Source organism: Colwellia asteriadis, from assembly GCF_039523295.1.
Taxonomy (GTDB): Bacteria; Pseudomonadota; Gammaproteobacteria; order Enterobacterales; family Alteromonadaceae; genus Colwellia; species Colwellia asteriadis.
In genome coordinates, this window is the sequence record NZ_BAAAFA010000002.1 from 347,077 (window position 1) to 371,227 (window position 24,151).

Genomic DNA, 24,151 nt, shown 5'->3' on the forward strand with positions numbered 1-24,151 from the left:
ATAGGAATACAAACTGGAGGTTTTTATGGAGTTTAAAGATATTCATATAGGTATGAAGTGTGGCAGCAAAAAAGGCAGTGGTACAGTGACTTGGATTGATGGTTCAACCCGCACTATATATATGGCCGACACATGTAACAATAATAATTTTGAAGTGAACTTCAATGAAATTATTGACGATCCACAAGCTCATAATAAAGAAGATGGTTATTACTAGGCGCTAACGAACAATATTAAGTAATTGCGTATAAGTAACGCCTACCCAAATACCGAAAGCCCAGTTATATCGATTATAGCTGGGCTTTTTTATGAATATTGATAGCTTGAGTAATTAACCTGAACTTGGTTTAAGAGATAGTTAACAAGTAGGCTTAATATCATTAACGCTTGAATCCTCAATAATGATTTGCCACACTGCCTCGCTTACCCTCAAAAACACCTTAAGGTTCATAAATATGGAATGGTTGTCTATATTGCCACCACTCATTGCAATAATTCTCGTGCTTTGGAAGAGAGAAGTAATACTCGCTTTGCTTGCTGCAGTGTTTACTTCTGAATTTTTACTTGCTTTAGCTGAGCATAATAACGCTGTATTTTATGGTGGTATTGGGCTGATTGAGCGCGTTGTTAGCGTGGTGATCTCGCCAGGTAATGCTCGTATTCTTATTTTTAGCTTATTAATCGGTGCTTTGTTGGCTTATGTTAGAAACTCCGGTGGTGTTACCGCAACGGTTGAAAAGCTGGTTAATAAAGGTATTGCAAAAAGTAGACGGCAAGTAGGAAGTTTAACCATGTTTACCGGGGTGGTTATTTTTATTGAGTCTAACTTAAGTGTTTTAACAGCAGGCATTTTATCACGCGATTTATTTGATAAATTCAAAATGAGCCGCGCCCGTTTAGCCTTTATTATTGATAGTACTAGTGCACCTGTTTGTATTCTTATTTTACTTAATGGTTGGGGCGCATATATTTTAGCGTTACTGAGCAATTACGATTTAGGTCAATCGTCTGTTTCTATTCTTTGGGGTACAATCGCTTTTAATTTTTATGCCATTATTGCTTTGTTAATGGTGATGTATACGGTGTTTTTTGACAAAGTACATGGACCATTAAGAAAGCTTGAGTTATCTCAACAAAGTATTTCTACATCAACGTCTTATACAAAAACATCAACAGTTAATAATTCAGTATTAACACAAGAAGATAATAACGTATCTCAAAATAGCCATTCGACCAATCAGCCGGCTAATAATGATAACCTTACTGAGTCGATAGTTGCTCCAACTAAAGCACGCTTTATGATTATCCCGTTATTAACTATGGTGTTGTCAATGTTCTTTTTTATGTATTGGACTGGCAATGGTGATATTACGCAGGGTAGCGGTGGTAAATCAGTTTTATATGCCACATGTGTAGCGTTAGTCGTCACCTATTATTTATTGTTTTTTTCAAAACGTTACCGTCACGATGAATTGGTTTCTGTCGGTTTTTCAGGTATTGCCGAGTTACTCCCTTTAGTCACTATTGTGTTGCTTTCACTTACTCTAGGTGCGAGCTTAAAAGACTTAGGTACAGGAATATTTATTTCAGGCGTAGTTGGTGATTACTTACCGTTAGTTTTAGTTGTACCTATGCTGTTTATTGCAGGTGCTGTTATTTCATTTAGTACAGGAACTTCTTGGGGAACTTTTGCTATTTTGATTCCTATTGGTGTGCCATTAATACAAAGTCTAGGCTTACCCCCCTCGTTAGTTATTGCTGCCATTTTAGGTGGTGGTATTTTTGGGGATCATTGTTCGCCTATTTCAGATACCACCTGTGTTTCGGCGATTGCCTCAGGGTGTGATTTACTCGAACATGTTCAAACACAATTGCCGTATGCACTTTTTGGCGGCGCTGTTACTTTGTGTGCTTATATTCTCGCTAGCGTCGTTATGCTATAAAAATAAAGAGGCAAAAATGAAACAAACTATCACTAGTCAAACTAGTTATACGAGAGGTAATACCGTCAAATACCATAACTCGCCAGTTAATTTAAAAGGGTTAATAACTTCGCTGTTATTGAGTGCTAGTGCAGTATTATTGCCGCTCAGTAGTCATGCTACGTCAGTTAATAGTGAGTCACATCAAGCGAGTGATAATATTATCGCAATTGCCATTCATGGTGGTGCCGGTACGATAGAAAAATCACGATTCACTCCAGAAAAAGAGGCGAAGTACCGCGCTAAGTTATCTGAAGCGCTTGAAGCGGGCTATCAAGTGTTAGATATGGGGGGCTCAAGTTTAGATGCGGTAACCGCTGCTATTAATATTTTGGAAAACTCACCACTATTTAACGCAGGTAAGGGCGCTGTTTATACACACGATGAAACACATGAGCTTGATGCGTCTATTATGGATGGAAAAAATCGTCAAGCAGGTGCTGTTGCTGGCGTTAAGCATATTGAAAACCCTATTAACTTAGCGCGTTTGGTGATGGATGAATCGGTACATGTGATGTTGAGTGGCGCTGGCGCAGAAGAATTTGCACAAAGCAAAGGGGTTAAGTTAATCGACAATAGTATTTTTGATACTACTAATCGCCTAGAGGCGCTTCATAAGGCCAAAGCGAAAATGAAAAAGTCGATGCAAACGAGCAAAGACTATCAAGCCGCACATTTTGCGTTAGATACACAATATAAGGTAGGTACGGTTGGTGCTGTTGCACTTGATAAATCAGGAAATATAGCGGCTGGAACCTCAACGGGTGGTATGACGAATAAACGCTTTGGGCGTATTGGTGACTCCCCCGTGATTGGCGCAGGGACCTTTGCCGATAATAACTCTTGTGCGGTGTCTGCTACTGGTCATGGAGAATATTTTATTCGTTATAATGTTGCTGCGGATATTTGTGCGCGAGTGCAATATCAAGGTAAAAGTATTGAGCAAGCTGGCAATGAGGTTATTCATGATGTACTCATGCCTGTAGGCGGTACTGGCGGGGTCATTATTATTGATACCCAAGGTAATATGAGCTTACCATTTAATACCAAAGGTATGTATCGAGCGAGTAAGTCCTCACAACAAAAAAGTCATATTGCAATTTTTAAAGACGACATAGCAGAATAAGGAAAGTTTAGGTCGCTTTTAATAGCATTGGTTGATCTAGATCAACTAATGCTATTAAAAGCGACCTTTTGTGATTATAATGCGGGCCTTTAATTTAGTAGTACAGGAATTAACCATGTCAGATCATGAAGACTTTAAAGATACCACGTCAGCAGTTAACATTTTAACCCTTACTGCAGTAATAATATGTGTTCCTTTATTACCTATGCTTATGGGTTGGTACTCGTTATTACGCTAGGTTTATCCTCTTTGGTAAACACGATTCTGGCTATTAAATCGTAATAGCCAGTAACTCCTTTCTAATGCACCTCTTCCCCTATAAATTTACTTCATTTTCGTGAAACTTCTATTCATTTAACCTAACTTTGTAGCTTCTTGGCTTCCTTTACTTATTCTACTCAGCTCTTCGTTGGTATAAGTATAACCATCGTTTATAATGTGTATATACGCCTCTAATAATAGTTTTCAACAATGATAAAATTGAGAGATTTAGAATATTTAAGTGCGATAGACGAGCATAAGCATTTTGGTCAAGCTGCCCAAGCATGCTTTGTTAGCCAGCCAACGCTAAGTGGTCAGCTGATGAAGCTAGAGCAGCAGTTAGGTTTGCAATTAGTTGAACGACATCGTCGTAATGTGATGTTAACGCCTGCGGGAGAGCAGTTAGTAAAAGATGCGCATAAAGTGTTACAAGCGGCTAATGATTTTGAACGTTCAGCAAAAGCACTATTAGATCCCTTTGCTGGTGATTTACACGTTGGGTTAATTCCCACTTTAGCTCCTTATTTATTACCTCACATAATGTCTGGTCTCAATAAAACACTGCCAAACATTAAGTTTTATCTACACGAAAACCAAACTAAGGTGTTACTTGAGCAATTAGATCAAGGTAAGCTTGATGTATTAGTTTTACCCTACTTAAGTGAAATGGAAAAATTTGATGCTTATGATTTATTTGATGAGCCACTTATATTAGCGACACCGAAAAACCATCGCTTAGTTGGTAAAAAACAGCTCGAACTTAATGACTTACATGGTGAAAAAATCCTAACCTTAGCCGATGGTCACTGTTTAAAAGATCAAGCGATGGGTTATTGCTTTGCCGCGGGTGCCAATGAAGATACCAGCTTTCAGGCTACCAGCTTAGAAACCTTACGTTACATGGTTGGTAGTGGCATGGGAATTACCTTATTACCTGCCTTAGCCGCCTATGGTCATGCTCACGATGAAAGTATTCACTATGGTGAATTCAAATCACCAGCACCAATTCGCGGAATATCATTACTCGTTCGTCCAAATTATTCTCGTATGGTTTGTGTCAGAAAAATTGTTGCAAGTATTAGAGACTCTCTCAACGATGTGGTTAATTAATAGCCTTTGTACGTTAATGTTTATAGAGGGTTTTGAACAAAAGTGTCAAAACCTTTTACATTCCTTAAATAAAAACCACGAAATCAATATGCAAGTTATTGTTAAGAAGTATTAATTTATTGTTGGCATTTATTTTGCTTTCTTTTTAGTTAGCGAAATAATTCGATATATTCTACCTCCGTATTACAAAGGAATAACAGAAATGAAGAAGTTTATCTTAGGTGCACTGACCTTACTATTAACATTAAATGCCAGCGCGACTGTAATCAGTATCTATGAGTCTAACTCAGCACTAAATAGCATCGCACAGTCTCAAACCGTTATTAATAATGCAGCGGCAGCAGATACTACATTAACGAGTAATAATATTTTCTTTAGTGATTCAGGTCACCATGGTGCATCTGCCTTTCAAGGCGGACACAATACTACTTTTGTATTAACCGCTACAGGTATGATCGATACGTCATTGTACTCTGCATTAAAGTTTTTTCATGATGATGGCATTGACGTTAGCTTAGGTGGTAACAGCTTATATACTTATAATGCTAATACTGCACTTAGAAATAGTGGTTGGAAAACTTTCGCTGATACCGGTATGACAACATTTGACTTATTATTCTGGGAAAACGGTGGTGCTGCCTCAATCTTAGTTTATGGTCAACTTAGAGCTAACCAAACGAGTGAAGTAGCAAACTTTGCAACGATAGGTTCACAGTCATCAGTAACTGTAGCCGTTCCAGAGCCTACAACGCTTGCTATTTTAGGCTTAGGCTTATTAGGTTTAGTGTCTCGTAAAGTAAAAAAATAAACATAAATTAGTTTTTATTTTATGACGAAAGCCATCAATTGTTATGATTGATGGCTTTTTTGTTTGTGCCATTTAGCTAAATAACCTGAACTCGGTTTAAGAGATATTTAACAAATTGAAATATCAGCAAAAATTACTTTTATGAACCTCTAGCTTGATAGTTTTTCTTAATTCAAGGCAAATTTCGCGTCAATAGCTGGCCTATTGCAAGTAAATTTAACGAAGAAGTTAGGAAAAGTAGCTGCTAGAGAAACATTTGTTAAGCCGAGATCAGGTTAAATAGATTGGGTTATTGCTGTTTCAGTTTTTGGTCAAAAATATTCTTAAATCTTTTTATCCTCTCCTTGATAGTTTTTATCTATCATATTTATAATTACTATCGATTATACTAATCTTTAGTGAGGCTTTATTATTCTCCTGTCTTCAACGAAACGCATTATTAAACGTTTCAATTAACCAGACTCGTTACTTTTAGAAAGCGAGTAAATTATTAAACGACAGGAGTTCACATGAACCAATCAATTATCAATACAAAATTATTACCTTTTAACGCAACAGCTTTTCATAACGGTGAGTTTGTTGAAGTAAGTGAAAAAGATGTTGCTGATAAATGGTCAGTATTTTTCTTCTACCCTGCAGATTTTACCTTTGTATGTCCAACAGAATTAGGTGATATGGCAGACCACTACGCTGAGTTACAGCAAATGGGCGTTGAGGTGTACTCAGTATCAACTGATACTCACTTTACTCACAAAGCATGGCATGACGCGTCAGATACAATTAATAAAATTAACTACCCAATGATTGGTGACCCAACAGGTAAAATTACCCGTAACTTTGGTGTCATGATTGAAGAAGATGGTTTAGCACTTCGAGGCACGTTTGTTGTAAATCCTGAAGGCGAAATCAAAATTGCTGAAGTACATGATTTAGGTATTGGTCGTAGTGCTGCTGAATTATTACGCAAAATTAAAGCTGCGCAATATGTAGCAGAGCACGATGGCGAAGTTTGTCCCGCAGCATGGCAACCAGGTGGTGAAACACTGGCTCCATCACTTGACCTAGTAGGTAAAATTTAAGCTTTGAGTGGCTAAGTTTTTATAAAGCGTTTCTATGCACCTACTTTTGTTGTTCGGAATTACATAGAGAGTCTATGTAATTCCTCCTCTCAAGTAGGCAGCATATACTTCGGTTTTAAGTGAAAAATTTACTTAGAAAAAATTAGCAGGGGGAAACCTTAGCTAATTATTCTTCCCATATACCCTTTTATTTTCCATATCTGCGATTTTTCCAGCATCAGTAGAGGTATTTATGTTAGACACAACATTACAAGCACAGTTAAAAAGTTATTTAGAGAATTTAAAAACACCCGTTGAGTTGATCACCTTTACTGATGACAGCTTGAAAGGAAAAGAGTTAACGGCATTGGTTAACCAAATTGCGAGTTTGTCATCACTCATTACTGTTACTCAGGGAACTGATATTAACGAAAGAGTGCCATCTATGTTGGTGCGTAGTGCAGCAACCGACAGCGAAATACGCTTTGCGGGTATTCCTATGGGGCACGAGTTTACCTCTCTGGTAATGGCATTGCTACATAGCGGCTCGCACCCAATGAAATTGAGTGATGAAGTTATTGAGCAAGTACGGAACCTTGAAGGCAATTACCAATTTGAGACCTATATTTCACTGAGCTGTCAAAACTGCCCCGAGGTAGTACAAGCATTAAATATGATGGCGGCCATTAACCCACAGATAAAGCATGTCATGGTTGATGGTGCACTTTTTCAAACAGAAGTATTTGACCGTGATGTCATGGCCGTACCAACCGTTTACCTTAATGGTGAGTCGTTTAGTCAAGGTAGAATATCATTAACTGAAATTCTGAATAAAGTCGATAAAAGTGCTGGTGTGCGCCAAGCACAACAACTTGCCAAAAAAGATAATTTTGATTTTCTCGTTGTTGGTGGTGGACCCGCTGGCGCAGCAGCTGCAATATATGCAGCCCGCAAAGGCATTAGTACGGGTTTAGTGGCTGATCGTTTTGGTGGTCAAGTCGCTGATACCATGGCCATAGAGAACTTTATTTCAGTGAAAGCAACAGAGGGCCCTAAGTTAGTTGCTAATTTAGAAGAGCATGTTCGTGACTATGATGTTGATATTATGAATAACAACAAAGCCAGTAATGTAAAGCGCAACGAGACGACCGGCATGGTTGATGTCACGCTAGAAAATGGTGCAGTGCTGAGCAGCAAGTCGGTGGTGCTAGCTACAGGCGCACGTTGGAGAGAGATGAATGTACCGGGTGAAAATGAATATCGCGGTAAAGGTGTAGCTTATTGTCCACACTGTGATGGCCCATTATTTAAAGGCAAACCCGTTGCGGTTATTGGTGGCGGTAACTCTGGCATTGAGGCAGCGATTGATTTAGCTGGTATTGTTGAACACGTAACTGTTTTAGAATTTGCTGATACTTTGCGTGCAGATGAAGTGTTATTACGCAAAGCCAACTCATTAAATAACATTACCATCATCAAAAATGCGCAAACAACCGAAGTGATTGGAGATGGTAAACGCGTTACCAGTTTACGTTACACCGACCGTATTACGGGTGAAAGTCATAATGTTGATTTGGCAGGTATTTTTGTACAAATAGGGTTAATGCCTAACAGTGAATTTTTACAAGGTGATATTGAGTTAACTAATCGTGGCGAAATTATGGTGAATAACCGCGGTGAAACCTCAGTACCTGGTGTGTTTGCTGCTGGTGATGTAACCGATAGTCCCTATAAGCAAATTATTATAGCAATGGGTAGTGGTGCTAATGCCGCATTGGGCGCTTTTGATTACCTTATTCGTCAAGATGGTTAATTAACGGGTTAACTCAGTTTAACTGACTTAATTGAAGTTCAAGCGAGTTATTGATGAAATTAAAGGCCACAATATTGTGGCCTTTTTTAGTAAAATTAAGAGACAATACTTTGTAAACACTGTTTTAACTCTTTCAAGTTAATTGGTTTAGATAAGTGATGATTGAAGCCTATATTCATCGCTTTTTCTTTATTACGAGTGTCGACATCTGCTGTTAAGGCAATAATTGGCAGGTTATCATATTTACTCATTGTTCTAATGATGGTTGTTGCTTCATAACCGTCTAAAACGGGCATTTGACAATCCATAAGTATGGCGTCAAATGAACCTTGTTCGAGGGCATTTATTGCAAGCTGACCATTTTCAACTACCGTATTTTTAATTTCTAATTTATCCAAAATGGTGGTGATCAACTTTTGATTAATACGGTTGTCTTCTGCGACTAAAATAGTTAAATCACTTAGAGATTTAGTGTTAACCGCTACTTCAGATTCAGCAGTCACCATATTTTCATGGTTTGATTCACTCAACTCTGCATGATTAACACTCTCTTTTTCAAGCGCCATCTCTTTTAAGAAACTGCTAACATCAGGTGCTGAAATGGTGCGATCTTCAGCTAAAGCGAGTTTACAAGTAAAGGTAAAAGTTGAGCCTTTACCTTCAACACTGCTAATGGTGATATCACCATCCATTAAGTGGCTCAGCTTTTGTGCAATTGTTAATCCTAGCCCGGTGCCACCAAAATCACGAGAGGTAGAGCTGTCTGCTTGGGTAAAAGGTTGAAACAGTTTACTAATGCTCTCGGCAGAAATACCTATGCCGGTATCGGTAACTTGTAAACAAAGGTGCGCTCTGTTATCAACAATTTCAACCAAATCTGCGGTTAGTGACACGCTACCTGACTTGGTAAACTTCATAGCATTGCCACATAAGTTCATTAATATTTGCTCTATACGTGTTTGATCGCCTTTAAAGTATAAATGTTTAGGAATATTATCTGTTAAATCCCATTTTATCTCATTATTAAAGCTATCCACCTCAAAAACATTAAAGATACGAGTTAGCACTAAATGCAAGTTGAACACTTCATCAGTTAAGGTTATTTTTGAGGACTCTATTTTAGAAATATCTAGAATATTATTGACTATATGTAGCAGTAAATCGGACGAAACATCAATATGTTTTAAGTAGCCCTTAATTTCTTGCATATCATCAGATGATTTAGCGAGTTGCGCAAAACCAATGACTGAATTCATTGGTGTTCTAATTTCATGGCTCATATTCGCCAAAAACTGGCTTTTAGCTTTGTTAGCATAATTAGCCTCACTAACCGCTTGCTTTAATGATACCGTCCGCTCTTTTACTAAGTTATTTAATATCATTTGGCGATTGTTCATTAATAAAAGTGACGTTACGATAATTGCGACAATAATCACGAGTAATACGAAAAATATAATGAAGTCATTATGTTGCCGCTTTATTGATTGATCTCTATTCACTTTTAAATGTATGTGCCAAGGCTGACCATTAACATCAAATATATGGCTGTAATCATCAGAGCCTGCTTGTATTTCAGCTGATGCTTTTGTAATTGTGCTAAAGAAAGGTTGTTGCTTACCCTCTTCGTAAACTTCATAAAAGAAGAGTTTCTGCTGAGCTTGGGTCATGGCTGAGGTTATGACATTTTCAGCAAGAAAAACACCAGTAACAAACCCTTGGAGTTTTTTTAAGGCTTTATTTTGCGAGTTTCCTTCATGTTCAAATACAGGAAAAAACAATAAAAACCCCGGCTCTTTTTGGTTTGACTGTACTAGTTGAATAATATTGGTCGCTTTAGGTTGATAGTTCTCCATGGTTTGATTGAGTGTTTGCTTTCTTTCAGGATTCGAGTAAACGTTGAAGCCAATGGCCTCACTATTACTTTGCTCTGGGCTTATCCATTTTACATAAACTAATGGGTCACCAGCTACTAGAGCATTTCCTCTTATTGGTATTGCTTGTTGGTACTCTTGAGCTAAAGCTTGTTGATGAGCCTCTCTCTCTGTCACTTCTATATAAGGATTCCATGAAAGTGCTTTCAATGTGCTCGAGTCATCTGTTAATTGCTGCGCTTTTTTATGAAAGCTCAGCCTGTCTGCATTCGGTGTATTTTGGATAAAATGCGCTAATGAGCGTAATGATTGTATATTGCTTGAAATTTGTCGATAAATGCCATTTTCAATGATATTGACTTCTCTCTTAACCATTTCAGCAGAGGTTATATTACTGTCTTTAATAAAAAAATTGGCTAATACCAGAACAATAATGAAAAGTGTACTGATACAAAACAGTAGAACGGAACGTGATTTACGTTGATCTTCGGTCAGTGGAGCATGGTGAATAAACGATAGTATAAATGGGCAAGCGAACAATACACCTAATGAGTCACCTAACCACCAAAAAACCATATTAAGTTGATAGTTGTCTAAGTTGTAATTTGGATTGAATATACTAAGAGAGTAAACACCAATATTGGCTGAGATGAGGTTGACCGCAATCCCGATAATTAGGACATAATATATTGTACTGCGGTTATTAGACTGACTTAGTGGGTTGCCGAGCCAATAACGTAATAATGCTGAGCCTACGATAGCCTGTAAGGTCGCGCCTAAGGAAATTATTAAATTTTGCAGGCCAATGGTAGATAAAATCTGATTTAATTCAAAGTTGGGAGTTACGGTACAATTAAAAATAAATGATGCAAGCAATACCGCAGGAAAGAAGCGCCACCAATACAAGTAGCAACCAACTAAGGCGATACCTGCTGGTAACCAAATTGGGACTATTTGGCTTTGAAACGATATAGAAGAAAGGAAGTTACCTGAAACAACGTAGCTAAAAAATAACAGTAGATAGAGAGCCCAGCTGGCTTTAGGAATAGAATTTATTGGCACGATAATCCTTTATTCACTTGTTAATAAGAGTCCACTTAAGATAACTATAATCTAAAAGAATACATTTACAACCAAAGGCTTAATTAATAAAAGCTAAGTTTTGGGTGATAAGCATGTTTAAGGTTAATTATTTCAACAATAACTGTGGAAACTTACTTATAATGATCAGGCTATTGTAAGTAAGTTTATTATTTCGTGTTAAAGGTTTTTCGTTGGTGTATTAAGCGTTAATGCGCTATTGCCATGTAAATTCAATAAAATTATTTGATTATTTTCTTGCCACTAAATGTACCGTACTTGTGGCGCGCTCTAAAAAAGCTCCTTCACAATAACCTAAATAATATAGCCATAAGCGTTTGAACTCTTCATCATAGCCATATTCGGTCAGCTCAGGCCAAGCATTGATAAATGCACTGCGCCAATCTGCTAATGTTCTTGCGTAATCTAAACCAATATCATGTAATGACTCAGTCACCAATGATGTGTGTGTGGTTAAATGCTGCGACAACACATTAATTGATGGCAAAAAGCCGCCTGGAAAAATATACCGTTGAATAAAATCGACATTTTTTTTGTAATAATCGAAACGTTGATCTGCGATGGTAATTGATTGTATTAGCAATTTACCACCGTTTTTTAATCGGTCGTTACATTGACGAAAAAAGCTTGGTAAGTATTCAAAGCCAACCGCTTCAATCATTTCTATTGAGACTACTTTGTCAAATTCGCCAGTTAATTCACGGTAATCTTTTTTCAATAATGTGATGAGGTGACCTAAACCTAATGCCTCAACACGGTTATTGGCATAGTCATATTGAGCATCAGAGATGGTGGTTGTGGTTACCTTACAACCGTAATTTTTAGCTGCGTAAATAGCTAGGCCGCCCCAGCCGGTGCCAATTTCAAGTAAGTGATCATCACTGTTAAGTTCTAGCCGTTGGCAAATAGTGTCTAATTTATGTAATTGCGCTTGGGCTAAAGTTGCATCTTCATTAGGATAAATAGCCGATGAGTACATCATTTCAGGATCTAAAAAACGTGTGTAGAGCTCGTTACCTAAATCATAATGCGCCAGAATATTACGTTTTGAACCGCTTTGACTATTACGGTTTTGCCAATGAATAAAGCCATTTTTTATTTTGTTGAGCCATGACTTTTTATCTTCTAAGGAGTCAGTTTGTTGTTGCGCTTTTGCAAAAACTCGAATAACCGCAGTGAGATCAGGGCTAGACCATTTACCAGCAATAAATGCTTCTGCAGCACCAATACTGCCACCTTTAACAAAGTCTTTATATAAACTAGCATCATGCACAACAAACTTTGCTTTGATATCACTGTCGTTAGGTTGCTTTGGGAAGGTGTAATGCTGATGACCCTCAATAATTTCAAGCTCACCGTAAGTTAGCTTTGATAGCACAGAAAATACTAAAGAACGACATTTTTTATCTATCCAATTAGTGGTTAAATTAACATTCATTGCCGTGATATTCTCCATGACATACTCCTGATTTTTTTGATATTAATAAGTTGCTGTTGTGAGCTTAAAGCGATATTAGCTAGCTTTTTGATAGCCTAAAAAAGGAACACGCTTAATAAATAATTTGAGTGCTTGCCAGTATATTCCGCTGATTATTTTGATAGTCATTACCGGTAACGCTAAAAAAACACGACGTAAATTTGGTTTATTGAAACGTTGCTTCTTCATTGCCATGGTGACATCAAAGACCTTTTCACTGTTATCTTCGTTGTGAGTATGGCGCTTATTTTCTATATTAATTAATAAGTTGTTATGAATTGGTGTCGGAGCTTTAACGCGCCAGTGATAGTACATGTTTAAATCCATAAAAGGTGATACCTGAAATATTTTTTTATTGGCTATTTCTTTATCAATATTAACTAAATAGTAGTGACGTTCGTTCCAAGGCGTATTACTGACCTCAACTAACATTTGGCTACAATGATCGTTTTTGTTATAGCAAAAATAAAAATTTGCCGGGCTAAAATAAATGCCGAAACAACGAACTTGTACTAGCATGGTAATACGTTCAATCTCACTAATATCACCGTTAAGCGCTGCTACTTTATTGGTTATACGTGCTTTAAGGTTACCGGGTTCACTTCTAAGATAATCTTTTTCAACAAAACGTAATAAATTGAGCCAACGATAACCAAATAATGCACTGGGCTTAATGCCTTGTGTAACTTCATCGACATCAAGTGCTAGCATATATAAGTGGTAGCTAAAACTGTGCGCTTTAGGGCTGAAACGGCGATGACGTATCTGCCCAAGGTAAATGTTACTTTTTAATGGTGGCGTCGACATGGCTTATTCTTGTGAGGCAGGTTGCTGCGCTAAATAACAGTCAAATCGTTTTGCTACTTCAACAGCGCTTCTTACGCCATCTTCGTGAAAGCCATTATGCCAATAGGCGCCAGCAAAATGAGTATTTTGTTTACCACAAATACGGTGGCGCTGTTTTTGGGCTTTTATTGATTCAATTGAAAATATGGGATGGTGATAAGTAAACTCACGTAAAACTTTACTCGGTGCGATTGCATCTTTTTGATTTAAAGTCACACAAAAAGTATGTTCGCTTGTTAGCCCTTGTAAAATATTCATATTGTAAGTAACACTGGCCGCTTTATCACGATTGTTGCTTAATTGGTAGTTCCAGCTAGCCCATGCCTTTTCTCGAACGGGTAGCAGCTTTTTATCGGTGTGTAATACCACTGAATTTTCACTATATGGCATGGCCGACAGTATTTCTGTTTCATCAGCACTTGCGTCATTGAGTAATGCTAAAGCTTGATCAGAATGACATGCAATCACCACGTCATCAAACTCTTGGCTATTTGCATCAGTAAAGTGGATTTGTACTTTACTTTGTTCACGAGTGATAGCGCTAATGTTTGCATTAACGTGAATATTATCCGCGAATGGGGCACATAAAGGAGCTAGGTAGCTACGAGATCCTTTTGGTATTACATACCACTGTGGTCTATCGGCAATATTAAGTAACCCGTGATTGTGAAAAAACTGTACAAAAAAATGAAATTGGAAGTTTTCCATTTGGGCTAAGGAACTCGACCAAATAGCAGCACCCATGGGTAAAATGTAATGTTCACTGAAAAAACGACTAAAGTTATGCTGTATTAAAAAGTCACCTAACGTATAGGTTTCAAGCGCACTGCTCAGTTGTGCTTCTTGTTTACATAGTTTATTAAAGCGAAGAATTTCTTTGATTAATAACCAAAAACTTGGTCTAAATAGGTTACGTCGCTGCGCAAAAAGTGTATTTAAATTATGGCCATTGTATTCAAGCCCTGTTTGACAGTTATGCACTGAAAAGCTCATTTCAGTTTCTTGTTTACTTACGCCTATCTCTGCCAGCAATGCTAAGTAGTTAGGGTAGGTTTTATCGTTAAAAACAATAAAACCAGTATCAATAGCATAAGATTTTCCATCAAGTTCAACGTCTACAGTGGCTGTATGCCCACCTATTTCGGCACTTTTTTCAAAGACTGTAACATGATGTTTTTTTGATAATAAATAAGCGGCAGTTAATCCTGAGATACCTGAACCTATAATGGCAATGTTTTTCATAAATTAAGTCCTTAAGCGCTACGCTTTTTTATTAGTTGTTGCCATATAGCGGCAGGTAAAAAAGCGAAAATTTTCAAGAGAAGGGTTAATCGCTTAGGAAAATGAAGATAGTTTTTTCTTGCTTTTACGCCATTAAAAATACGTAATGCCGCTTCATTGCTACTTAATAGAAATGGCATATTGAAATCATTTTTGTCGGTTAACGGTGTTTTAATAAAGCCAGGGTGCACTAAAGTTGTATCAATCCCCTGAGGCTGTAAATCAAGTCTAATGCTATTGGCGAGATAATCGACCCCCGCTTTTGATGCTCCATAGGCTTCAGAGCGAGGAAAAGGTAAAATTGTAGCGCTAGAGCTGACAAAAACAACTTGCCCGCCTTGTGGTACTTTCGGTAAAAAATACTGTAGCAAATACCCAAGAGACGATAAATTAGTATTTATAACGTGGTTAAACAGTTTGCCGTCAAAGTTTTTTGCATCATCAATATAACGACAATCACCGGCATTTAGTATTAAGATATCAATAGCTTCAATGGTATTAATTGCGGTGGCAGCATCACTAATTTGCTCTGGGTTAGTTACGTCAAATGCTAAGGTAATTAACGTTGGGTATACTTTTTTAAATGCGTCTAATTTTAGCGTGTTACGACCACAGGCAATAACTTGATAACCAGCTCGAGCATATTGGTGTAATAATGATTCTCCAATACCTGAGGTTGCGCCAGTGATCAAAACGGTTTTAGTGAAAGACATTATTTTGCTGCCCTCGCTTTTATCCATTGCGTAACTTTACCTAGTAGTGGTAAATGCTCGTATAGCATTTCGCCTAAGTCTAAGTAATCGCGATGATAAATGATTTTATCGGCTGTGCTTTTTATATGCGAATGACCGTCAACCATAATAACATTTCCTTTATTGAGTTTTGGATGACAATAGCGCATACACCAATAAATAGCCGCTTCGTTTTCTTGCACAACAACATGGTTAATTGTAAATTCGCATGAGAACACATTCTCATATAACCCTTTAAAATATTGACATAAATCATCAAGGCCTTGGATCTCGTGCATAGGATCAACAAAGTGAATATCTTGATGGTAAATTGTTTTCAAGAGTGCGAGGTTATCAGTAGAAAGCTGCTGGTACACCGCCATAAATTGAGTTAGCCATAATGGCTTTGCGGTATTTTTTTTCTCTGTGCATATTGTTGACTCGGGTAAATTATTCATAGCGGCTTTAATCACCTTGGCTGAGTTGTATCATGTACTTTATTTATAAAAATCTAAGGCAGCTAAACGTGCTGCTTTATGCTCAACAATGGCTGGCCAATATCTATTCTCGTCTTCAATAAGTAAACTATTATTGGCTAAATAAGTATGCGGAAAATGAATATGTTTAGTAGGCACTTTGTTAAGCTCTGGCAAATACATACGTATGAAGTCGCCGTTAGGATCAAAACGCTCACTCTGTCGAATAGGATTAAATACTCTAAAATAAGGCTGGGCATCACAACCTGTGCTCGCCGCCCATTGCCAACCACCATTGTTAGCCGCTAAATCTCCATCGATTAAGTTTTCCATAAAGTACTTTTCACCCCAGCGCCAATCAATTAGCAGGTGTTTAGTGAGAAAACTTGCGACTACCATGCGTAGTCGGTTGTGCATCCATCCGGTTTTATTAAGCTGTCGCATTGCAGCGTCAACTAAAGGGTAACCTGTTTTACCAAGACACCAAGCCTTGAATAATTCAGGGTTGTTGGGCCAACGTACGCTTTGGTATTTTTCATTAAAGCACTGGTGCTTACATAAGCGCGGTTGATGAAACAGTAAGTGACGGTAGAACTCACGCCATATGAGTTCATTGAGCCAAGTAAAGTGCTCAGTATCGGTGGCGGTTAAAATATCTGGAAATTGATTAATCAATAAGGTTAATAAATAGCGAGGACTAACAGCACCGATGGCTAAGTAAGGTGATAGCCCAGAGGTCCCTTTAATACTGGGAATATCTCGCTGGCTATTGTATGAGTGCACTTTTTCATTTAAGAAAGTTGGAATGACCTGACGTTCAATGGTATTTATTAAAGGCCACTGCGCACTTGGGCTTGTAGCTTCTTCAACAGGGCTTTGGCTTATAGTGTTTTTTGTAGTTGATGGCTTATTTGGCGTCGCTTTTCCTAAATACTCAAAGCCATAATCTTTTACATGGCTTAACCAAGCGCGTTTAAATGGAGTGAATACTTTATACATTTCTCCCGTTTTTGTTAACACTTTTCCTTTAGGTACAATAACATCCGCTTCAAAGAGCGTTAACGGAATACCAAGCTGTATGCATTTCTCATCGCGGATTTTCTCGTTATATTCCACTTCACTATTTGCGACTACTTCAGTAATGTTGTGCTCAGTACAATAGCGCTGTAAAAAGTCAGTTTGTTCATCAAAGCTATCAAGGTCAACGAGTAATAACTCAATATTAAGTAAAGCGAGCTCATCACTAAGTAGCGTTAAATGTCGTTTAATGAGATCTATTTTTATCGTTGACCAATCGTGTAGTCGCCATTGTTTTTCACTGACAAAAAAAACCGCTTTGCTGATTTTATTGTCACGTTGTTGTGAAATAAAATAATGCAAAGCGGGATTGTCATGTGTTCTTATGTCATTTCTAAACCACAGTAACACAATGTTTCCTTTTTGAATTTTGCTCTCAATTTAAAGTAGCTATTGAGCTTGAAGTAATAATGTTACTTAATAACCGTAACGTAATTTAAGTTGCTCAGGGTACGGGTTAAGGTAAGCCTGTTTTGCTAAATAATCATTTGGGTGCTCTAACAAATAATGATTTATTAAAGTTAGCGGTACCATTAACGGCATTAACCCTTTGCGATATGTATCAATATGACCACAGAGCTCTTTGCGTTGCATAGGGCTAAGATATTTTGAAAAATAACCCTGAATGTGCGCTAAGGTGTTAGCGTGTTTTTTCCGTGTCGCTTTAATGGCTAATGCTGTCATTAACCCTTTTATGTAGGTATCAGCCATTTCTTCTACTGGTAAGTCGGCACGCGCTAACAAACGGCCTAATTCCTTATAAGCCACTAAATCATGACTCATTACCGTGTACTTATATTGACTGTGAAAGTCCATTAGTTTGTGCTTGGTTATGCCTGATTCAACCAATGCTTGCCAATGTCGGTAGGTATAAACACGGGCAACAAAGTTTTCTTTTAGTGGAGCATCATTTAAGCGACCATTTTCTTCACAGGGTAATAAAGGGTTGGCTTTCATTATTTCATTGGCGAAAACACCAATACCACCAGCCACTAAAGGGTTGCCTTCTGGCGTATACACTTTGACACGTTCCATGCCACAGCTTGGGCTTTTTGCGCAAAAAATATAACCACTTAAATTTTTAGAAATTTCAGCGACTTTTTTACCATAAGCTTGTAATGCTTGTGCAACATCACCAGTACCGTCAGGACGAGAAACTTTTAATATATCGCCATCTTTAATTTGGCGAATCGTTGGCCTTGGTGTAGGCAAGCCAACCGCTACCTCTGGGCAATAACTTTTGTAGGTAACATGTTGTCCGAACTCATGAATGCAAAAATTGGAAGGTTTGCTGCCGCCATCAAAGCGAACATTTTCACCGATTAAACAGGCACTCACACCAATAACAATGTCTTCTTTCTCAAATGCTGTATGCATAGTTTTTACCTAATAAATGAATGTGCCAATAGGATTCAGTAACTTGTTAATGCCCTGGGTAAAATGTAATGGCGCGTTAGCTACGGTGTAACATAAGCAGCCTTTTTCTGATACCGGGTGATGTTGGTGATTGCCATCAAGCATTATAAAGTCACCAGCGACGTACTCACCTTGTACATCACTAAAAGAGCCTGCTAATAAAAGCGTTAACTCAAAACCATTATGCGTATGTTCAGGCACTGAACCACCTGGGTCAATATGTAATAAACTGGTACGGATATTACCTTCATCTAGTTGTAGTCGAGTTCGCGTTAGTTTTCCAATATGAGCAGGCTTTCCTTGCTCTATGTTGTTTAACGCGCGAGGCAGTTTATATTCGTTATTTCTAAAGGTTATTGATTTTTCGGGAGTTACTTTGGTTGTAACGATATCGTTTGTTGCGGTAATGCTATCAATCATTTGATCAAAATCAGCCAGTTCAAGTAAGTCTTGAGCATCGTCAACAATAAACTTATCAAGAAACTCTTGCTCAAAATTCAGCTCAGCGACTTGCTCGGTTAATTGAGTGATATGTTGTTGGCAAATAGGACACATATCAGCGTGTATCGCAATACCAGCAGCAAGAGAAGCGGGAAGATCACCATTAACAAAGTTTTGTAATAATTCAAATGTTGGATGATGTTTAATCATGACTTTCTCCTAGCTGTATTTTGAGCTTCGCTAGCGCTAAACGTAAGCGAGATTTCACCGTACCTAAAGGTAATTTTAAATGGCTGGCAAGTTGCTCTTGCGACATCTCCATAAAATAAAACCCTTTAACGACTTGTTTCTGGTTTTCAGGTAATTCTTCAATAACGGCAAGTAGTTGCTTATTCTCTAAGTGGTCGGTAAAAGCCTCTTCTTCACTACTTTGGCTTTCAACGAGTGGCCAAATATCTTCACTGAGGTTGTCTTCTTTGTTTGATTGCACTTTACGTAACATATCAAAAGTCACATTACGCATTATGGTATAAACCCATGTGGTGGCAGCACCTTTATCTGCGTTAAATAAATGTGCTTTTTTCCAAACATTACTCATGGTTTCTTGTACGACTTCGCTAGCTTGCGCGTCAGTGTTTACTTTGTTTTTGGCTATTCGCTGAATTTTAGGTGCAAAAAAGCGAAATAGGTGAGTAAACGCTACTTTGTCACGAGAGCGAGCGACAGCTTCAAGCCATTGACAAAGCTCAGTATGTTGTATGTCATTTTGCATACTGTTAGGTGTAACACCTGTTGATTGGCTTGGCAACCTTGTTTGTGCAACTTGCATAATGCCTACCTGTTAATAACCGTTAGTAGCTTATACGTAGGCCTTTTATTTTGGGATCACAAAAAGGTTAATTCTTTTAAATGTTATATTAATTATTAATGGTGTTGTTCGGCATGGATAATAGTATGTATTAGCTGCTTAGCTTGCTCTAATGAATTACTATCAATAAAAATATCTTTAATATTTAATTCAACAGGTAGCAACTCTAACCAGCGGGCTATCACCCAATTGGGTTGATCAGTAAACTTATCTTGATAGAGGTTACGTAAATCATCACTTTGTTTAAATACTTGCGCTAGCGATTCAGATAAGTCGTGCGTAACATGGTCATGTTCACTTAATGGCCAGTGTGCTATCGCTGTCACTTCACCATAGCGCAGCTGATCTTTTTCTACAGTAATTTTAGTGACTTTAAGTAATGACTTACATTTCACATCAATAATTAAAGTGCCGTCTTCGTCTTGGTCAAAATTAATGATTTCAACCCAGCTTGCCCACCTAACTTCGGGTAGGTTAGCATTTGCGTCGTTTAATAGAATAGCGAAGCCATTTTCCTTAGTAGCAATACGTACCATTTTAAGATAGCGCTGCTCGAAAATACGTAAGCGAGTAACTCCGTCGGGTAGTAAAAAGATAGGCAAAGGAAAAAGCGGTAAATTCATAGTAGGTGTCCTTGGTTGATTCAAGGTTTAATACGTAATAAATGGGGAAAATGATCAATGGTTTCTTAAAAATGGTGACCTGAGTTGAGAGGGGAGTTATGTTGCGAGTTTTCATTGAACGGATAATATAAAGCCGCTATTTAAATTATTATAAGTTATAGGAACTTAAATAGCGGCTAAAGCTTAACTTGAGCTCTTGTTATTTACTCTGCGATCACAGTGTCAATAATATGAATCACGCCGTTGGTTGCGTAAATGTCAGTCATAATTACGTTAGTGTCGCCAATCATTAACATACCCGTTTCAGCGTTAATACCTACTGAGATCATGTCACCAGCAGCTGTTGTTAACATAGTGCCGTTCGCACCATATGCCGCAACTGAATTAATTTCAACATCACTGACCACATGTTTTAATAAGACAGATGTTAAAGCGTCAGTATCGGCTAATAAGGCGTTTAATACCGCAGGCTCTAGTTTGGCAAAGGCATCGTTAGTTGGTGCAAATACCGTAAAAGTAGCCGTTTCATCGGCTAAAGTAGTCACTAAGTCTGCTGTTGTTAGTGCATCAACTAGTGTGCTTAAGTTAGTGTTTGCTACAGCAATATCAACAATACTGTCGGTCGGTGTGCCTTTGGCTGTTGGTGGTAGAATTACATTATCAACTACATGGATAATGCCATTGTCAGCCATAACATCAGCAGCACTTACTTTTGCGCCGTTGACAAATAACATACCGTCAGTAAATGACAATGCCACTTGAGCACTATTTGCAGTAACAACTTGGTTATTATCAGAGCTAGCAATTGCAACTGCGGCATCAGACATTACCTTACCAGGCACAACATGGTAGAGCAGAATGTTTGAAAGGGTATCGGTATCATTTAATAACGCTGCTACAGTACCTTCAGGTAGCTTGGCAAAAGCAGCATCGCTTGGTGCAAATACGGTATAGTCAGTGTCTAAATCCGCTAAAACGGTATCTAAACCTGTTGCTTGAAGTGCTGTAACTAAGGTGGTGAAATTGCCATTTTCTACAGCGACATCTACTAGGCTCATCGGTACTGTCGGAAGTTCAACGTCAGCAACAATTACCGCATCAATTACATGAATAATACCATTGGTAGTGTAGATATCTTTAGTGACAATATTGACTCCACCAAAGGTCAGCATATCGGTTTCGCTGTTAATATCTATGGTTATATTAGCGCCTGAAGCCGTTTCAACCATAATGTCATTGAGCGAGTAAGCAGTAACAGAGTCAACTTCAGCATCGGCAATAACATGTTGTAGTAAAATGTTTGTTAATACCTCTTGGTCAGCAATAATGGCTGCTAAGGTTTTTTCATCTATCATGGCAAAAGCGGCATCAGTAGGGGCAAAAACTGTAAATTTTTTACTGGTATCAGCAAGAACTGTGTCTAAATTTGCGGCTTGTAGTGCTGTGACTAAAGTCGTGAAGTTACCGGCAGCAACGGCGGTTTCAACAATATTACTTGTTGGTGTACCCATCTCTGCTGGTGGCATTAACACCGCATCAATCACATGAATAATGCCATTATCAGTGGTTAAATCAGTGATGGTTACTGTGGCTGTATTGACTAGTAGCATATCTCCATCAAGTGACAAGCCAACTGAGTCGCCATTGACCATTTCAACTAATTGACCAGCACTGGCAATTGCTGTGGCAGCATCCACTTCGCCAGAAATAACATGATAAGTTAAAATATCAGACAACCTATCAGTATCAGCTAAAAGAGCGGTAACTGCTTCTTCGCCTAATAAATCAAAAGCGTCATCGGTTGGCGCAAATACGGTAAACTTAGCATTTTTATCAGCTAAGGTCGCATCTAACCCTGTTGCTTGCAAGGCTGCAACTAAGGTGGTGAAGTTGCCATTGGCTACAGCGGCATCAACAATGGTTACGGCTACGGGCTGTTCTGGTGGTGTTGAGTTGTTATTATCGTCATCATTACAGGCTTGCAGTAAAAATAAACTCGCAATGGTAATACATAGGGTTTTAAAATTTTTCACTTGTCTATCCTCGTAGGTTAATCTCAAGTTACCCTACGTGAGCAAAATTTAATTAGATCAAAAAAAACTCAAATAAAAAGTATATTTTTTAAACTGAACTAAACATAACGTTGACGCGTATATTTAGTTATACAGCGTTGATGATATAGCCATTGGCGCATTTATTACGGGTTAAATGCCTATAAACATAAGTAACTCTGGCGCTTTTTATTTGAATGATTGGCCAGTTAAAGGGGGCTAAGGTGAAGTTTCTTATTACCGGTGGTACAGGCTTAATTGGTCGAGAACTTATTCGTCACCTTTCAAAAGATGATGATGTTCAGATAACGGTGTTAAGCCGCAATCCAGTGAGAGCTGCTCAGTTGCTTGGAGAGCATATTAAACTTATTACTAAGCTAGGAATAGATGCTGTTGAGCAGCAAAATGTCGTCATTAACTTAGCAGGAGAGCCTATAGCCGATAAGCGCTGGAGTAATGGGCAAAAAAAGGAAATATGTCAGAGCCGTTGGCAAATAACTCAGCAATTAGTTGATTTAATTAAACGTGCTAAAACACCTCCTGCGTTGTTTCTTTCTGGTAGCGCCATTGGCTTTTATGGTCGTCAGGGTAGTCAAGAGGTTGATGAGGATTTTACCGATTGTCACCATGAATTTTCACATCAATTGTGTAAATGTTGGGAGCAAATAGCTTTAGGCGCTAAATCAAACTATACCCGTGTCGCCCTATTAAGAACGGGTATAGTGTTAGCTAGAAACGCTGGTGCGTTAGCTAAAATGCTCCCTGCCTTTCGTTTGGGTTTAGGCGGAAAAATAGCGAGTGGTGAGCAAATCATGTCGTGGATTCATGTTGATGATATGGTGCGTGCTATTACTCATATTATTGACCATAGTGAGTTACAAGGCGCAATAAATATGACCGCACCAAACCCAGTAAGTAACCTTGATTTTTCTCAAACTATCGCGAACGCATTATCGAAACCATGCTTTTTACCTATGCCGAGCATTATGGTGAAATTATTGTTTGGTGAAATGTCAGACTTATTAATTTATGGACAAAATGTTGTTCCGAATAAGCTTAAACATAGTGGTTTTAGCTTTACTCAACCAACACTTGATGGCGCATTGGCGAATATCTTGATTGATAGAAGAGCAACGTAGCTCTTCCGTATGGTAGGCTTTTATTTAGCAACTTTACGTTACATTAGGACACTTTCTTAAAGGCTGTTCTTTATCAAAAAATAAGGTGATTTCAGCCACTTCAACACCAAATTTTTTCATTACGGTACGGTTGAATACCCGATGTTGATCTATTTGATACATCCAATCATCAAGGGCTAAATGATAAATGTCATCGTCCACCGGTACCGACAAAGTATATTGCCACTGAAACGCAAAGCCTTGTTGCTGACCTGAGGCTGTGCCTATAACATCTTCAGCCTCACCTTGATATTCGCCGTTGTCGAGCTTTGTTAATTGCCAATTACGCTCGGTTACTTCACCGTCGTTAAAGTAAAACACTTCAGCTAGTACACCATTATTACCTTGCCAAGTGCCGTTAAGCTCAACACAGAAACGGCGAGTAACATTATCAGAGTAATCTTGCACCATGCCCCAAGCGGTTAAGGACCCTGTGAAATAGTTTTTAATGTCGAGAGTAGGGCTCGTTTGTTGATACTGCTCTATATCAGCTGAACAGCTAAATAAACCAGTCACTAATAGTGCTGTTGCTGTTAATTTGGTTAAACGGTTCATA

The 24,151-nt window shown here is 38.2% G+C and carries 22 protein-coding genes; 9 read left to right on the plus strand and 13 right to left on the minus strand.

Annotated features, from left to right (window positions below; all coding sequences use genetic code 11):
• Window positions 1–25 precede the first annotated feature (25 nt).
• From ABD005_RS04665 to ahpF, 8 genes are all read left to right on the plus strand, one after another.
• Window positions 26–217 carry a hypothetical protein gene (locus ABD005_RS04665; RefSeq protein ID WP_215979867.1) on the plus strand — a complete coding sequence of 64 codons (192 nt, stop codon included), beginning with the start codon at window positions 26–28 and terminating at the stop codon, window positions 215–217.
• Between the two features lie 238 nt (window positions 218–455).
• Entirely contained in the window at window positions 456–1,943 is a 1,488-nt protein-coding gene (locus ABD005_RS04670) for a Na+/H+ antiporter NhaC family protein (protein ID WP_343815525.1), read from the plus strand.
• Window positions 1,944–2,061: 118 nt separating this feature from the next.
• Window positions 2,062–3,108 carry an isoaspartyl peptidase/L-asparaginase family protein gene (locus ABD005_RS04675; RefSeq protein WP_425544880.1) on the plus strand — a complete coding sequence of 349 codons (1,047 nt, stop codon included), beginning with the start codon at window positions 2,062–2,064 and terminating at the stop codon, window positions 3,106–3,108.
• Window positions 3,109–3,223: 115 nt separating this feature from the next.
• Window positions 3,224–3,346, plus strand: coding sequence for a hypothetical protein (locus ABD005_RS04680; protein WP_289847612.1), 123 nt, complete (start codon window positions 3,224–3,226; stop codon window positions 3,344–3,346).
• A 233-nt stretch (window positions 3,347–3,579) separates the two neighbouring features.
• Window positions 3,580–4,479, plus strand: coding sequence for a DNA-binding transcriptional regulator OxyR (oxyR, locus tag ABD005_RS04685; protein ID WP_215979865.1), 900 nt, complete (start codon window positions 3,580–3,582; stop codon window positions 4,477–4,479).
• 202 nt (window positions 4,480–4,681) lie between these two features.
• Complete coding sequence (locus tag ABD005_RS04690; RefSeq protein ID WP_343815532.1) at window positions 4,682–5,287, plus strand: PEP-CTERM sorting domain-containing protein; 606 nt, start codon at window positions 4,682–4,684, stop codon at window positions 5,285–5,287.
• Between the two features lie 509 nt (window positions 5,288–5,796).
• Window positions 5,797–6,366, plus strand: a complete 570-nt coding sequence (gene ahpC, locus ABD005_RS04695; RefSeq protein ID WP_215979863.1) for an alkyl hydroperoxide reductase subunit C — start codon at window positions 5,797–5,799, stop codon at window positions 6,364–6,366.
• 232 nt (window positions 6,367–6,598) lie between these two features.
• Window positions 6,599–8,158, plus strand: a complete 1,560-nt coding sequence (ahpF, locus tag ABD005_RS04700) for an alkyl hydroperoxide reductase subunit F (RefSeq protein ID WP_343815537.1) — start codon at window positions 6,599–6,601, stop codon at window positions 8,156–8,158.
• A 95-nt stretch (window positions 8,159–8,253) separates the two neighbouring features.
• Here the strand turns inward: ahpF and ABD005_RS04705 are convergent, their stop codons facing one another.
• The 12 genes from ABD005_RS04705 to ABD005_RS04760 all read right to left on the minus strand — a co-directional run bounded on the left by ABD005_RS04705 (window position 8,254) and on the right by ABD005_RS04760 (window position 22,399).
• Window positions 8,254–11,091: a CHASE domain-containing protein gene (locus tag ABD005_RS04705; protein WP_343815540.1), complete on the minus strand. Its 2,838-nt coding sequence runs from the start codon at window positions 11,089–11,091 to the stop codon at window positions 8,254–8,256.
• Between the two features lie 268 nt (window positions 11,092–11,359).
• Window positions 11,360–12,586: a class I SAM-dependent methyltransferase gene (locus ABD005_RS04710; protein WP_343815543.1), complete on the minus strand. Its 1,227-nt coding sequence runs from the start codon at window positions 12,584–12,586 to the stop codon at window positions 11,360–11,362.
• Window positions 12,587–12,643: 57 nt separating this feature from the next.
• Window positions 12,644–13,414, minus strand: coding sequence for a DUF1365 domain-containing protein (locus tag ABD005_RS04715; RefSeq protein WP_343815546.1), 771 nt, complete (start codon window positions 13,412–13,414; stop codon window positions 12,644–12,646).
• A 3-nt stretch (window positions 13,415–13,417) separates the two neighbouring features.
• On the minus strand, window positions 13,418–14,695 hold the full coding sequence (locus ABD005_RS04720; RefSeq protein WP_343815549.1) for an NAD(P)/FAD-dependent oxidoreductase: 1,278 nt from the start codon (window positions 14,693–14,695) through the stop codon (window positions 13,418–13,420).
• Between the two features lie 11 nt (window positions 14,696–14,706).
• The gene (locus ABD005_RS04725; RefSeq protein ID WP_343815551.1) at window positions 14,707–15,474 is read right to left on the minus strand and encodes an SDR family NAD(P)-dependent oxidoreductase; all 768 of its coding nucleotides are present in this window, start codon (window positions 15,472–15,474) and stop codon (window positions 14,707–14,709) included.
• The gene (locus ABD005_RS04730) at window positions 15,447–15,923 is read right to left on the minus strand and encodes a nuclear transport factor 2 family protein (protein WP_343815554.1); all 477 of its coding nucleotides are present in this window, start codon (window positions 15,921–15,923) and stop codon (window positions 15,447–15,449) included. The genes ABD005_RS04725 and ABD005_RS04730 overlap by 28 nt, the downstream gene beginning before the upstream one ends.
• Window positions 15,924–15,962: 39 nt before the next feature.
• The gene (gene phrB / locus ABD005_RS04735; RefSeq protein ID WP_343815557.1) at window positions 15,963–17,369 is read right to left on the minus strand and encodes a deoxyribodipyrimidine photo-lyase; all 1,407 of its coding nucleotides are present in this window, start codon (window positions 17,367–17,369) and stop codon (window positions 15,963–15,965) included.
• A gap of 66 nt (window positions 17,370–17,435) precedes the next feature.
• On the minus strand, window positions 17,436–18,395 hold the full coding sequence (locus ABD005_RS04740) for a YbgA family protein (RefSeq protein ID WP_215979855.1): 960 nt from the start codon (window positions 18,393–18,395) through the stop codon (window positions 17,436–17,438).
• 9 nt (window positions 18,396–18,404) lie between these two features.
• Window positions 18,405–19,085, minus strand: a complete 681-nt coding sequence (locus tag ABD005_RS04745) for a ChrR family anti-sigma-E factor (RefSeq protein ID WP_343815560.1) — start codon at window positions 19,083–19,085, stop codon at window positions 18,405–18,407.
• On the minus strand, window positions 19,078–19,704 hold the full coding sequence (locus ABD005_RS04750; RefSeq protein ID WP_215979853.1) for a sigma-70 family RNA polymerase sigma factor: 627 nt from the start codon (window positions 19,702–19,704) through the stop codon (window positions 19,078–19,080). The genes ABD005_RS04745 and ABD005_RS04750 overlap by 8 nt, the downstream gene beginning before the upstream one ends.
• A 95-nt stretch (window positions 19,705–19,799) precedes the next feature.
• A complete protein-coding gene (locus ABD005_RS04755; protein ID WP_343815565.1) occupies window positions 19,800–20,366 on the minus strand; it encodes an LON peptidase substrate-binding domain-containing protein in 567 nt (188 codons plus the stop codon).
• Between the two features lie 203 nt (window positions 20,367–20,569).
• Window positions 20,570–22,399 carry a fasciclin domain-containing protein gene (locus ABD005_RS04760; protein WP_343815568.1) on the minus strand — a complete coding sequence of 610 codons (1,830 nt, stop codon included), beginning with the start codon at window positions 22,397–22,399 and terminating at the stop codon, window positions 20,570–20,572.
• Between the two features lie 242 nt (window positions 22,400–22,641).
• Here ABD005_RS04760 and ABD005_RS04765 point away from each other — a divergent pair, with 242 nt between their 5' ends.
• Entirely contained in the window at window positions 22,642–23,556 is a 915-nt protein-coding gene (locus ABD005_RS04765) for a TIGR01777 family oxidoreductase (RefSeq protein ID WP_343815571.1), read from the plus strand.
• Window positions 23,557–23,589: 33 nt separating this feature from the next.
• Here the strand turns inward: ABD005_RS04765 and ABD005_RS04770 are convergent, their stop codons facing one another.
• Window positions 23,590–24,150, minus strand: a complete 561-nt coding sequence (locus ABD005_RS04770) for a DUF3833 domain-containing protein (protein WP_215978509.1) — start codon at window positions 24,148–24,150, stop codon at window positions 23,590–23,592.
• Between the last annotated feature and the right edge of the window lies 1 nt (window position 24,151).

Excerpts from the sequence above, each read along its gene's own strand:
- ABD005_RS04720 (WP_343815549.1), bottom strand. The coding sequence starts at position 14,695 with ATGAAAAACATTGCCATTATAGGTTCAGGTATCTCAGGATTAACTGCC.
- ABD005_RS04755 (WP_343815565.1), bottom strand. The coding sequence starts at position 20,366 with ATGAATTTACCGCTTTTTCCTTTGCCTATCTTTTTACTACCCGACGGA.
- ABD005_RS04770 (WP_215978509.1), bottom strand. The coding sequence starts at position 24,150 with ATGAACCGTTTAACCAAATTAACAGCAACAGCACTATTAGTGACTGGT.
- ABD005_RS04665 (WP_215979867.1), top strand. The coding sequence starts at position 26 with ATGGAGTTTAAAGATATTCATATAGGTATGAAGTGTGGCAGCAAAAAA.
- oxyR (WP_215979865.1), top strand. The coding sequence starts at position 3,580 with ATGATAAAATTGAGAGATTTAGAATATTTAAGTGCGATAGACGAGCAT.
- ABD005_RS04690 (WP_343815532.1), top strand. The coding sequence starts at position 4,682 with ATGAAGAAGTTTATCTTAGGTGCACTGACCTTACTATTAACATTAAAT.
- ABD005_RS04670 (WP_343815525.1), top strand. The coding sequence starts at position 456 with ATGGAATGGTTGTCTATATTGCCACCACTCATTGCAATAATTCTCGTG.
- ahpC (WP_215979863.1), top strand. The coding sequence starts at position 5,797 with ATGAACCAATCAATTATCAATACAAAATTATTACCTTTTAACGCAACA.
- ABD005_RS04730 (WP_343815554.1), bottom strand. The coding sequence starts at position 15,923 with ATGAATAATTTACCCGAGTCAACAATATGCACAGAGAAAAAAAATACC.
- ABD005_RS04745 (WP_343815560.1), bottom strand. The coding sequence starts at position 19,085 with ATGATTAAACATCATCCAACATTTGAATTATTACAAAACTTTGTTAAT.
- ahpF (WP_343815537.1), top strand. The coding sequence starts at position 6,599 with ATGTTAGACACAACATTACAAGCACAGTTAAAAAGTTATTTAGAGAAT.
- ABD005_RS04710 (WP_343815543.1), bottom strand. The coding sequence starts at position 12,586 with ATGGAGAATATCACGGCAATGAATGTTAATTTAACCACTAATTGGATA.
- ABD005_RS04750 (WP_215979853.1), bottom strand. The coding sequence starts at position 19,704 with ATGCAAGTTGCACAAACAAGGTTGCCAAGCCAATCAACAGGTGTTACA.
- ABD005_RS04680 (WP_289847612.1), top strand. The coding sequence starts at position 3,224 with ATGTCAGATCATGAAGACTTTAAAGATACCACGTCAGCAGTTAACATT.
- ABD005_RS04715 (WP_343815546.1), bottom strand. The coding sequence starts at position 13,414 with ATGTCGACGCCACCATTAAAAAGTAACATTTACCTTGGGCAGATACGT.
- ABD005_RS04725 (WP_343815551.1), bottom strand. The coding sequence starts at position 15,474 with ATGGATAAAAGCGAGGGCAGCAAAATAATGTCTTTCACTAAAACCGTT.
- ABD005_RS04740 (WP_215979855.1), bottom strand. The coding sequence starts at position 18,395 with ATGCATACAGCATTTGAGAAAGAAGACATTGTTATTGGTGTGAGTGCC.